The organism is bacterium (assembly GCA_030652805.1).
In the GTDB taxonomy this organism is placed as follows: Bacteria; JAHJDO01; JAHJDO01; order JAHJDO01; family JAHJDO01; genus JAHJDO01.
On record JAUSPT010000002.1, the window covers coordinates 1 to 10,869 of the forward strand.

Consider the following 10,869-nt stretch of genomic DNA (forward strand, 5'->3'; position numbering starts at 1 on the left):
AAGTAAAAACTAGCTGTCTTTCTCATTTGGCAACTCCTCCGATATGGTAGATTCTTGCTCCAAACATTGCTCGCTAGCTCGCAATGTTTGGATGTCTTCTATCATACCACGAGTGTTACCTATGTTTCTCAGCCTCCGCACAGTATACTAGCATATAAGCAAAATTTTGCAATAAATTTGCCATACGATATTCTTTATGATAAAAGACGTGATTAAACTATAACACAACGCAAATGGTTGCTAGGATTATTGTAACTGGTGCGGAGAGACGCGGAACACAAGATTATGCAGACAAGGAAATTAGGGTATAGTGATCTAAATATAACAAATATAGGTCTCGGCACATGGGCAATCGGCGGAGGCGGGTGGAAATTCGCATGGGGGCCACAGGATGATAAAGAATCAATTGCTGCTATACGTAAAGCAATTGATATCGGCATAAACTGGATAGATACGGCTGCTCTTTATGGTCTTGGACACTCTGAAATCGTTGTGGGTAAAGCTATCAAAGAAATGAGAGAAAAACCCATCATTGCAACAAAATGTTGCAGACGCTGGGATGAAAAACGAAGAATATTCAACAGTCTAAAAAAAGATAGTATTCGTTCCGAGGTTGAAGCAAGTTTAAAGAGACTTAGAGTAGATGTTATTGATTTGTATCAGATTCACTGGCCAATACCTGAAAAGGAGATAGAAGAAGGATGGGATACAATAGCAACTCTCATAAAAGAAGGGAAAATTCGCTACGGTGGTGTTTCGAATTTTAGTGTGGAACAGCTCAAACGCATTCAACCTATTCATCCGATTGCTTCACTCCAGCCGCCTTACAGCATGTTGGAAAGAGGTATTGAAGATGAGATGCTGGATTATTGCAAAAAAAACAATATTGGAGTTATAGTTTACAGCCCAATGCAAAGAGGGCTTCTTGCAGGAAAGTTCTCTAAAGAACGCGTTCAAAATCTCCCAAAAGATGATCATCGACGCAAGAATATACAATTTCAAGAACCTCAGTTAAGTGCAAATCTTGAGCTGGTGGAATCTCTCAGACCCGTAGCAGAGAAGAATAATATAACTCTTGCACAGCTTGCCCTGGCATGGGTTTTGCGCAGAAAAGAAGTAACTGCAGCTATTGTGGGAGCCAGAAGCCAATCGCAGATTCAGGAAACTGCAGCTGCGGGTGATGTTAAACTTACTGAAAATGATATTGGAGTAATTGAAAAATTATTAAATCGCTGAATATTTTGCACATTTTCTTTATTTTATAGTATACTGACTTTTATGGATACTCATTGCTTGACTACGGATGAATTGCCAGATTTAACAATTGAAAAGATTGGATCTTCAAGTGTAGTTTCTCCCATTGTAAGAAGCAGAGATTACTTCACTAATGACCATGAAAAAATTCTAATATATTCACATTCTAAAGATTTAAAAGCATGTCAAAACTCTGATAAAGAACTTCCAATGTTTGAAAGAGCTGGTCCAAGGCAAAGAATCTTCTTTGACGGAAAAAAAATAAACTGTGGAATAGTTACTTGTGGAGGATTATGTCCTGGGCTCAATGATGTAATACGGACAATCGTTCTTAGCCTTATATGGCAATATGGTGTCAGGAAAGTTTTCGGCTTTCGCTATGGATATGCAGGCCTGTCATCAAGCGCCCCTAAAGAACCATTAGTATTAACCCCGGAAACTGTTGATGAAATTCAACATAAAGGAGGAGATATCCTGTCGTTGTCCCGCGGTCAGCAAGATTCGGATGATATAGTTAGCAATCTGGAAAAAAGAGAAATTAGTTTATTATTTGTTATTGGGGGCGATGGCACACTAAGAGGAGCTTCAGATATAGTTAAAGCGATAAAGAAAAGAGATTTAAAAATTGGGGTAATTGGAGTTCCGAAGACAATTGATAACGATATCTGCGCAGTAGAGCAGTCTTTTGGCTTTTCAACAGCTGTTGAAGCGTCGCGTTCAGCAATTTGCGGAGCACACGAAGAAGCCAAAGGAGCCTGGAATGGTGTTGGGTTAGTTAAACTAATGGGCAGGGATTCTGGCTTTATTGCTGCTTATGCTACTCTGGCAAACAGTGATGCAAACTTCTGTTTTATCCCGGAAGTACCTCTTGTTTTAAAAGGAGAAAACGGATTTTTACGTCTACTTGAGAAACGTCTGGACAGGAAGCATCACGCTCTAATTGTAGTAGCTGAAGGAGCGGGACAGGACTTGATACAAGAAGCTGGTTATCAAGAAAGAGATGCTTCCGGTAATATTGTATATAAGGATATCGGAGGATTCTTAAAGAAGGAAATTATAAAATATTTTAAAGAGAAGAAAAAACCATTGGTTTTAAAGTATATAGATCCAAGCTATATAATCCGAAGTATACCTGCCAATTCTCAAGATTCGGCATTTTGCCTGATGCTTGGACAAAATGCTGTGCATGCCGGGATGTCAGGCAGAACAAATATGGTAATAAGCTACTGGAACCAGTACTTTGTGCATATCCCCATATCACTGGCTGTTCTGAAGAAGAAAAAAGTTGACCCAAACGGCCATTTATGGCAGACTGTTTTGGAAACGACCGGTCAGGTATGATTCAAACATTTATGTGCTTACCTCCGCTTGTAAACAAAAACTTTAGGAAAATTTATGAAAGAGTGTAATGTTCAAGAGAATAAGCTAAATTGCAACTGCACTTATGAACCGTGCAGTAAGAAAGGTATTTGCTGCGAATGTATTAACTATCATTGGCAAATGGGACAATTCTCTGCCTGTTTCTTCCCTGATGATATTGAGAAAACGTATGATAGAAGCATTGAAAAATTTATGGAAACCTATCAGGAAAGAGGAAAGTGGTGGTAAAAACAGTTCGCGGGACAAGTGATATATTACCAAGTGATGTAGGTACCTGGCAGGCGTTAGAGCTTGTTTCCAGAAATCTGCTGGAAGCTTATGATTATAGGGAGATTCGCACGCCTATATTTGAACAAGCCGGACTCTTTCAAAAAAGTGTTGGGGAATCTACAGACATTGTAAGTAAAGAAATGTATGTGTTCTCTGATAAAAAGGGTAGAGAACTCGCTCTTAGACCTGAAGGAACTGCCTCGATCGTACGCTCATTTGTTGAGCACAATATGTATACACAGCCTTTTCCTGTAAAACTATACTACATAGGCCCATTTTTTAGATATGAAAGACCGCAGTCAGGAAGAACAAGGCAATTCCATCAGATTGGAGCAGAGGCAATTGGCATTGAAGATGTGAGACTGGATGCAGAGATAATTGATATTGCAATCCAAATTCCATCCAAAATGGGCATTAAAAACCTAAAAGTAATGCTGAATAGCATTGGTTGTGGGGAATGCAGGTCAAAGTACGTAAAACATCTTCTAGCGCACCTTGAAAACCGAATCAAAAACCTGTGCATGGACTGTAAACGCAGATACTCTACTAATCCTTTAAGAATTCTGGACTGCAAAAAACCGGAATGCATTCAACACGTAAAAGAAGGACCTACTATCACAGAAAATTTATGCGCCAAATGCAGGAATAAACTTGAGACAGTAGAGAAACACATAAACTGTTTAGGCATTGATTATCAAATACAGCCTTATCTTGTTCGTGGCCTTGATTATTACACAGGTGTGATCTTTGAGATTATTCATTCTCAGCTTGGCGCGCAGAATGTAGTTGCTGCCGGAGGAAGATATGATAACTTGGTTGAACAGATGGGTGGAAAATCAACTCCTGCTGTTGGATTTGCAGCAGGAATTGAGAGAATGATAATGCTATTAGCACATAGAAACTTCCAAAGCAGCAACTCAGTATACCTAGTGTATCTCGATTTCCCCATGGATGAAAGAGTGTTTGCATTCCTTGCTGCATTAAGACAAAATGGAATACATACCAAAACAACTTATCAGGAAAAAACTCTTAAGAACCAGTTGAAGACAGCCGCAAAATCAAACTGCAAATTCAGTCTGATTTTAGGCACAAATGAACTATCAAAAGGCACTGTCATTCTTCGCGATATGAAAACAAGTACACAAGAAGAGATTAGGCTTGATAATGCAGTGTCAATCATAAAGGGAAAGTTAGTTAAAGGAGTCATTTTGACATGAAAAGAGAAATAATAGTTCAGCTCAATAAAACGTTTGAAGGATTGACATATACGCAAAAGGGTGTTGAGTATTGGATGGCAAGAGATCTTCAGGAATTATTAGATTACACGGATTGGCGTAATTTTTTACAGGTTATTGAAAAAGCTAAAACATCTTGTGCGAATTTTAGCCAAGATACGACAGACCATTTTGTTGACGTTAACAAAATGGTCAAGTTGGGCTCTGGAAGCGAACGGCAAATTGACGATGTTATGCTTACTCGCTATGCCTGTTACTTAATAGCCCAAAACGGTGATCCTCGCAAGGAACAGATAGCTTTTGCACAGAGTTATTTCGCTATTCAAACACGTAAACAAGAATTGCTGGAAGAGCGTATTGCGTTGGCGGAACGTATACGAGCTCGCGAAAAACTTGCGGATACCGAATCAAAACTTTCAGGGGTTGTGTATGAGCGCGGTGTTGACGGAAAGGGATTTGCGCGATTACGGAGTAAAGGTGACCACGCGCTTTTTGGTGGATATACGACACTGCAAATGAAAAAGAAGCTTGGCGTGCCAGAAAAACGTCCTTTAGCTGATTTTTTGCCAACTATAACTATTAAGGCAAAAGATTTTGCGGCTGAAATTACCAGCTTTAATACAAAAAAGAAAAATTTACGCGATGAGCAGGCTATTACGGGCGAACATATAAAAAACAACAAAGATGTGCGGAATCTACTCAAGAAAAGTGGGATAAAGCCTGAGTCTTTGCCTCCTGAAGAAGATATTAAAAAATTACAGCGTAGGATTAAATCCGAGGATAAAAAGATCGCAGGAAACATAAAAACATCGAAGAGTTTGAAGATAACCCGAAACGATTAATGTTAGATAAAAATATGATAAAACCAAATTTTTACATTTCAAAAGAGAATTTCAATAAATTGATAGGTCATGGATTCTATAAAAGAAATGATATAGCACCTGAAAAATGGACGCATATTAAAAATCATTTTGGGATGGAAGACACCCTTGCTGTTTTTGTTAGTGGAGCCAACCTCATAGAATAGATGATTCAAATAGTCATCATGGAGGCATTGATTGGCTAAAATTAGAACCGAATAGAAGAAAAGGAGAACCTCTTTTAAATGTATATAACTATGCTATTGGTACGCCAAGTGGAGATTGGTATCCAGTTTATGGACCATATAAATATGGGGCTTTAATATCACATCACCCTGACGAGAAGGAAATAGAAAAATATTTTTTATAATCAAAGTTAGCATAAATTAAAGGAATAGTAATAAAATGAGAACTGAATTAGGAAAAGATGAAAAGAATATGTAACAGTTTAGCTACAAAAAGTAATGAGAAAATTTAGATGAGAAAATCAGCGAATAAATTTGAACGAAATAAAAATAATAATCAAGGCGATCTTGTTTGTGGCAAATCAAATTGTCTGAAGAGTTCGGGAGTTAGCCCTTTGGTTAAAAGAGTCATGAGAACTTGTTTGGGATCCAATCCTTTGAGTTTGGCAGTTTGGATAATAGTTGAAATAAGAGATACGTTCTTAGTTCCCTGGTCAGAGCGATTGCCAAAAGTAATCTTTCTGAAGATGACCAAATTTCTTAAACTTCTTTCGGCTATATTGTTGGTTGGTTTTACTACTTTTGGATACTTAAGAAAAGTCAGGATTTCATCATTATGTTTTAGCAATCTTTTGCGCAAGGTTTCAGCCTTGGGATGTGAAATGGGAATTTTGTACAAGCTTTTAAATCTACGGAAGATATTCTTTTTAGAGGATTTCCATTTTTCCGGAGGCAATTTGTCATGTTGACTAAGAAGAAGGATAGCGTCTTGAATAAGCTTTTTGAGATTGTTGCAGAACGAAATAACTTCTGTCTCCTCAGGAAACTTTTCCTCAAGATCCTTAACAGCTCTAAGCAGATGAGCATTGCACTTTTGTTTAGCAAAAGCGTTGATGGAACTGTTGTAAGCAGAATAAAAGTCAGAGCTAAGAATGCCCTTGTAGTTAGAACCAAGATGTTCTTTAACAACATCTCCGGAGCGATGAGGATCAATATGGAAGAAAATAAGTTGTTCGTTAGAGAAAGTCCAAAGCCATTTCTTCTTCCAGCCTGTTTCATCGGCATAGATAGAGGAAGTATATGGTAACATCTTTTTTAAAGCTTCATAGAGAGATAGCCCTTTTCGGTAGATTTTGTTATCAAATCCGACAATTGCTCCCGGAGTTATTTCTAAACCAAACAAATTTTGGAGGATATGTTGAATATCATCATAAGAGATTTTAGTCTGATATCTAAGAAAACCTGCAACAGCTTTAGCAACAGGACCGATGGGAGCTTTAGGGATTTCGTTTTCTGCGACGCCAGAAACAACCTTCTTGCAATGAGGACACCAGTAATGGAAATGGACAAAGGATCTTGTAATAACTTTTTTGATAACAATGTCCTGCTGAACATGCTCGTCAGTATCTTTGCAGATAGAAAGTTTAGAATTGCCGCAGACAGGACATTTCTTCAGAGGTACAGCAACATATTCGTCAATAGTTTCAGGATTTTTTCTGGATGCTCCAGGATGACCAAATGGCGCGCCTCTTTTCTTTGGAGTATCGCCAGAAGAATTTCTTTTGGAATAAAACTTCTTAAACGGAGCTTGTTGAGCTTGAGTAAGATCTTCTTCAAGGGATTTCTTTTCTTGGGTAAGCTGGCCTACCTGTTCTTTAAGTTTAGTAATTTCACGTTCAGCAAAACCAAAAAGATTCTGCATTTGATTAACCCTCTCCCTGAGATAGTTTCTTTCAGCAAGTACCTTGAAAGTAGATTCTCCGTTAAGATGCGGACAGGATTTAGAGAAATGGCAATGCTGAACTTTTGTTGCAGGAAAATGAGAATAGCTCATTCTTCAAATTCACCTTTTTTAATTAATTGGACATTTATGTCTGTAAGTTCTTCAAGGAGCTTTTTATGATGTTTCCAGTTATTGGTAAGTTTTTTCATTTTGTTATAGTATTTTTTAGGAACGTAAAACATGTTTTGTTTCCCTTTTGCAGAGAAGGAAAAAAAGTAGCCACGGTGAAGTTCTCCTCTTTGACATTTACAGCCCTTTTTCCCGCAAGAACGATAACTTTCTGCCAGAGAACCCTTCATCATGTCAGTAGTTTTGCTCAGGTAATTAAGAATTTGTTTTTTGCGTATGGGCAAGCTAATTTCCTCTCTGTTAAAATTCCATTAACAGATTATGCCTCGCAAAGTCGTATTTGTCAAGAGGATCGGAGAAATTTTAAAATAATTCTTTTAATTTTGTAAAAAAATGATACTATATATCAATATCAATCAAGCTGGAAAGGAGGTGGCAGAGAGCTTGAATTGTCGTGGCGTTTCTACGTATAAAGTAAAAATGCAAAAAAAGTTGAAAAGATCAACTTTTTATAACTAAACTATAACTTAATGTCTATGGTCTGAAGTCTGAATTAGAGGAGGTGATAAAGAGAATGCAAAAAAGTTGAAAAAATCAACTTTTGATAACTAAACTGTAACCATCCAACAGCATACTTTGAACTGTTGAGCAAGAATTATTAATAAAAAAAGGGAGGGCTAAGAAATGGCAAAACAAAACGCAATCTATAAATGCGATATTTGCGGAAATGTCGTATCTGTTCTGGAAGCGCACGTTGGAGAGCTCGTATGCTGTGGACAGCCGATGAATCTTCTTGAAGAAAAAACCGCTGAGCAGGAAGGCAAAGAAAAACATGTTCCTATAGTAGAGTCATTTGAAAAAGGCATTCGTGTAAGAGTTGGCTCTATTCCTCATCCAATGGAAGAAAAACATTACATAGAGCTTATCCAGCTTATAAAAGGTGATGATGTTGTTGCTGGAAAAAGATTGAAGTACAATGATAAACCGGTTGCTGAATTCTGTCATTTACATGCTGAAGGATTAAAGGCAAGAATATTTTGTAATATCCATGGAGTGTGGGTAAGTTAAATAAAAATATTATCCTTACATTCTTTGCATTCTCCGATTTTTGTATTGTATGGGCGAACATCATGTTCGCCCTTTTTTCTTTTTACACATAGAATACCGTGTTACAATAACGAAAAACTTGACAAAATAGGTGTAATTCGTTACAATAACGAAAAGAAAGGATGAAAAATGGGTGATTTTCAGAAACATTTAGGATTGGCAAAAGAAAAACTTAGAGCAGCAATTGATGCTTATAACAACAAACAAAACACAGTAGTAGGAGATTTAGGCACAAAGGTTGTTGAGCAGTTAGTAGAAACTGATGCTGCTAGAAATGGAGAGCATTTTGGTGACCATAAGAGCAGGCATGAATACTCAAATAAGAATTTCCCTGCTGAAGTAAACAAGGCAATGCGTAAGATATGGTTTGCCTATGGTGATTTGGGTTATGACGGAATTAATGGCAACAGAGCCAAGACAGTGGTAGATAATCTTAAAATAATAATTGAGTTTTTTGAAAAAAGGTTTGAAGTAGAAATCTATGAAAAGAATACTTAAAAAGATATCAAAAGAGCTTTCAAAAATTGAAGATGTAAAAGCTGTCATCCTTTATGGGAGTCTTGCCAGAGGAGAATTTACTTCAAGGTCAGACATTGATTTATTTATACTTACAACCGAAGATAAGAGCCTGAGGGAAGTGCAGGATAAAGTTATAGAGCTTGAATCAGAAATAGGCAGAAATATCCAGCCGACAATAAGAACCATAGTTGAATTGCAAAAGACAGATACAGGCTTGCTCCAGAACATCTTTCAGGAAGGAAAGATTCTCTATCTGAGAGAGCCATCCGACATACCATCTGCTATACTGCTGAAGCAGAAACCTTACCTGATTTATTCTTTTCAGATAAGCAACTTACTCCAAAAAGATAAGGTGCGATTTAACAGACAGCTTTACGAACAGATAAGAAAAGGATACAAGTATAAAGGTTTACTGCAGGAAATAGCCGGGCAGAAGCTTTCTGCGGGTTGTGTAATGATTCCTTATGAGCAAATGGGGAAGATTGAAAAATTCTTCAAGAAATTCAAAGTGCAGTTTGAACAGTTGAAAGTGTGGAAATAGGAATTACGATAAACGTCTAAGTGAAATTTTATGAGAGAGGGTTTTGGAATGGATAAGAATCAAGAATTTATTTTAGAGAAAATTAAATACGGATTAGCCAACAAGTATCCACCGGAAACGATGAGTAAAAAAGATGTTGAAAGATTGAATTGGGATGCTGATAACTATTCTAAAGTTCCATGGGAAGAATGGAGCGAATGGTCAAGAAAAATCCTTCGCTTTGCTCAGGAAGCTTTCACAAGCGGGAAACCATTACGGTTCCCGACAAGAATAATCACTTTATTTCTATCATCTCGCCGCAACTGGGACAATGCAAATAGCTTTGACCATCATCGTGATATTCTTTACCGCCAGGTTTAAACTGCTCAATATATTCTATGGGAACATTAATTTGATGCTTGCATTTGGAACAAGAATAATTGATTGTTCTGTCGGATTGTCCTTTGTTCTTTGGACTCTTTTTCCACCACATCCTTTCTCTCCTCTACCCATTTCCCATCCCTAAAGATATCATAAACTCTTCCGTATTTAGGATGCCACACCTCATAAAGAATAAGCTCTTCTCCACACTTGGGACATCTAAATGGATCTATGCCAAAACTCTTCTGGAGTCTGCTTCTATAGTCTCCAGAGGAAGACGATGTACCTAAAAAAGAAATGAATTCATGCGAAATAGCTTTTGTAAATCTAAATGTTCTATCGATTAATTTTTTTACCTTCTTAACCTTACAACGGGCATACAGACCATAGTGACGGATAAGCTTTAAACCCTTGGGAGGGATGTGTTGTATTAGCATTGCAATAAATTCATATGCATTAACCTTGGCAAAAACCTGCCTGTCTGTAGGATGCTCTCTATACCAATACCTCACGTATTCACCATCATAACCAGCTATTCTGTATAACGCTATGGGAGGGGATGCAACGTATTTGATCAAGTATCCGATGATGTCCGTTTTTCTTACTTTCTCTTTCTTAGCTCGGGCAATAAGCCCTGTTTCGCTTCTCTTCTCGAATACTTCTTCAATCAACCTCATTGCCTCTGGATCCTTGCTTAAAGCCTTCTTTAACGCGCTTAAGAGAATATACATCCACTTCTTGCGTAATATTTTGTAATCAAAATAATAAAACTTTTTCCAGTGATTATCTTTATCCAGTCCTCCCTCTGTAACCAGAAGATGCAGGTGTGGATTCCATGTAGATCTCCGCCCTGCAGTCTGGGTAATTAAGATAGTTCCCAATTCTATTTTCTTGCCTCTTGAACATATACAGCAGACCTCTTGAACCAGTTTTGCTCCAGAGTCAGCTAAAAGCTTAAGCATTTGACCATCGTGGAAATACTTCCATAGACTTCCTGGAACAGTAAGGATAATGTGGCGATGCTCAATCTTGGCAAATATAGTTTGCTTCATCCTGACTACCCAGTTATCAGTATATACCTTAGAACAACGCAGGCAAAACCTTGATTTGCAACTAAATGGAACTCTCTTGATATAACCGCAGCTACAACGATATTCAGCATAGCCGTTCTTGAACAGTCCACAACCCAGCATCTTTTGGACATTAACCTCAATATCTTCATCTACATGCTCAGGATGAAACTCCTTGAACCCTTCCCAATGATCCCGAAATATCTGGATGAGCCTGTTTTTGTAGTAGATAGGAC

Annotated in this window: 13 protein-coding genes; 10 read left to right on the forward strand and 3 right to left on the reverse strand. The window is 37.7% G+C overall.

Going from position 1 to position 10,869, the window contains the following annotated elements:
* Positions 1-285 precede the first annotated feature (285 nt).
* The 6 genes from Q7J67_00125 to Q7J67_00150 are packed head-to-tail and all read left to right on the forward strand — an operon-like array spanning position 286 to position 5,166.
* Positions 286-1,236: an aldo/keto reductase gene (locus tag Q7J67_00125; GenBank protein ID MDO9463701.1), complete on the forward strand. Its 951-nt coding sequence runs from the start codon at positions 286-288 to the stop codon at positions 1,234-1,236.
* 42 nt (positions 1,237-1,278) lie between these two features.
* Positions 1,279-2,595 carry an ATP-dependent 6-phosphofructokinase gene (locus Q7J67_00130; GenBank protein MDO9463702.1) on the forward strand — a complete coding sequence of 439 codons (1,317 nt, stop codon included), beginning with the start codon at positions 1,279-1,281 and terminating at the stop codon, positions 2,593-2,595.
* Between the two features lie 54 nt (positions 2,596-2,649).
* Positions 2,650-2,862: a DUF6485 family protein gene (locus tag Q7J67_00135; protein MDO9463703.1), complete on the forward strand. Its 213-nt coding sequence runs from the start codon at positions 2,650-2,652 to the stop codon at positions 2,860-2,862.
* Entirely contained in the window at positions 2,856-4,121 is a 1,266-nt protein-coding gene (hisS, locus tag Q7J67_00140; protein MDO9463704.1) for a histidine--tRNA ligase, read from the forward strand. Before Q7J67_00135 ends, hisS begins: the two co-directional genes overlap by 7 nt.
* Positions 4,118-4,981, forward strand: a complete 864-nt coding sequence (gene dinD / locus Q7J67_00145; protein MDO9463705.1) for a DNA damage-inducible protein D — start codon at positions 4,118-4,120, stop codon at positions 4,979-4,981. The genes hisS and dinD overlap by 4 nt, the downstream gene beginning before the upstream one ends.
* 14 nt (positions 4,982-4,995) lie before the next feature.
* On the forward strand, positions 4,996-5,166 hold the full coding sequence (locus tag Q7J67_00150) for a hypothetical protein (GenBank protein ID MDO9463706.1): 171 nt from the start codon (positions 4,996-4,998) through the stop codon (positions 5,164-5,166).
* Positions 5,167-5,521: 355 nt separating this feature from the next.
* Here the strand turns inward: Q7J67_00150 and Q7J67_00155 are convergent, their stop codons facing one another.
* Positions 5,522-7,018: an IS66 family transposase gene (locus Q7J67_00155; GenBank protein ID MDO9463707.1), complete on the reverse strand. Its 1,497-nt coding sequence runs from the start codon at positions 7,016-7,018 to the stop codon at positions 5,522-5,524.
* Complete coding sequence (locus Q7J67_00160) at positions 7,015-7,320, reverse strand: hypothetical protein (GenBank protein MDO9463708.1); 306 nt, start codon at positions 7,318-7,320, stop codon at positions 7,015-7,017. The genes Q7J67_00155 and Q7J67_00160 overlap by 4 nt, the downstream gene beginning before the upstream one ends.
* A gap of 400 nt (positions 7,321-7,720) precedes the next feature.
* On the opposite strand from Q7J67_00160, the gene Q7J67_00165 reads away from it, so the two are divergent.
* The 4 genes from Q7J67_00165 (at position 7,721) to Q7J67_00180 (ending at position 9,563) form a co-directional block, all read left to right on the forward strand.
* Positions 7,721-8,104 (forward strand): desulfoferrodoxin, encoded by a 384-nt coding sequence (locus Q7J67_00165; GenBank protein ID MDO9463709.1) that lies wholly within the window; start codon positions 7,721-7,723, stop codon positions 8,102-8,104.
* A gap of 168 nt (positions 8,105-8,272) precedes the next feature.
* On the forward strand, positions 8,273-8,641 hold the full coding sequence (locus tag Q7J67_00170) for a hypothetical protein (protein ID MDO9463710.1): 369 nt from the start codon (positions 8,273-8,275) through the stop codon (positions 8,639-8,641).
* Complete coding sequence (locus Q7J67_00175) at positions 8,625-9,203, forward strand: nucleotidyltransferase domain-containing protein (protein ID MDO9463711.1); 579 nt, start codon at positions 8,625-8,627, stop codon at positions 9,201-9,203. Before Q7J67_00170 ends, Q7J67_00175 begins: the two co-directional genes overlap by 17 nt.
* A 48-nt stretch (positions 9,204-9,251) precedes the next feature.
* On the forward strand, positions 9,252-9,563 hold the full coding sequence (locus Q7J67_00180; protein ID MDO9463712.1) for a hypothetical protein: 312 nt from the start codon (positions 9,252-9,254) through the stop codon (positions 9,561-9,563).
* Between the two features lie 26 nt (positions 9,564-9,589).
* On the opposite strand, the gene Q7J67_00185 is transcribed toward Q7J67_00180, so the two are convergent.
* Positions 9,590-10,869, reverse strand: a 1,280-nt coding sequence (locus Q7J67_00185; GenBank protein ID MDO9463713.1) for a transposase, incomplete at its 5' end; no start/stop codon positions are given.

What these genes read in the sequence shown, in the direction of transcription:
- Q7J67_00125 (MDO9463701.1), top strand. Translation starts at nt 286, where the DNA reads ATGCAGACAAGGAAATTAGGGTATAGTGATCTAAATATAACAAATATA.
- Q7J67_00130 (MDO9463702.1), top strand. Translation starts at nt 1,279, where the DNA reads ATGGATACTCATTGCTTGACTACGGATGAATTGCCAGATTTAACAATT.
- Q7J67_00135 (MDO9463703.1), top strand. Translation starts at nt 2,650, where the DNA reads ATGAAAGAGTGTAATGTTCAAGAGAATAAGCTAAATTGCAACTGCACT.
- dinD (MDO9463705.1), top strand. Translation starts at nt 4,118, where the DNA reads ATGAAAAGAGAAATAATAGTTCAGCTCAATAAAACGTTTGAAGGATTG.
- Q7J67_00150 (MDO9463706.1), top strand. Translation starts at nt 4,996, where the DNA reads ATGATAAAACCAAATTTTTACATTTCAAAAGAGAATTTCAATAAATTG.
- Q7J67_00155 (MDO9463707.1), bottom strand. Translation starts at nt 7,018, where the DNA reads ATGAGCTATTCTCATTTTCCTGCAACAAAAGTTCAGCATTGCCATTTC.
- Q7J67_00165 (MDO9463709.1), top strand. Translation starts at nt 7,721, where the DNA reads ATGGCAAAACAAAACGCAATCTATAAATGCGATATTTGCGGAAATGTC.
- Q7J67_00170 (MDO9463710.1), top strand. Translation starts at nt 8,273, where the DNA reads ATGGGTGATTTTCAGAAACATTTAGGATTGGCAAAAGAAAAACTTAGA.
- Q7J67_00175 (MDO9463711.1), top strand. Translation starts at nt 8,625, where the DNA reads ATGAAAAGAATACTTAAAAAGATATCAAAAGAGCTTTCAAAAATTGAA.
- Q7J67_00180 (MDO9463712.1), top strand. Translation starts at nt 9,252, where the DNA reads ATGGATAAGAATCAAGAATTTATTTTAGAGAAAATTAAATACGGATTA.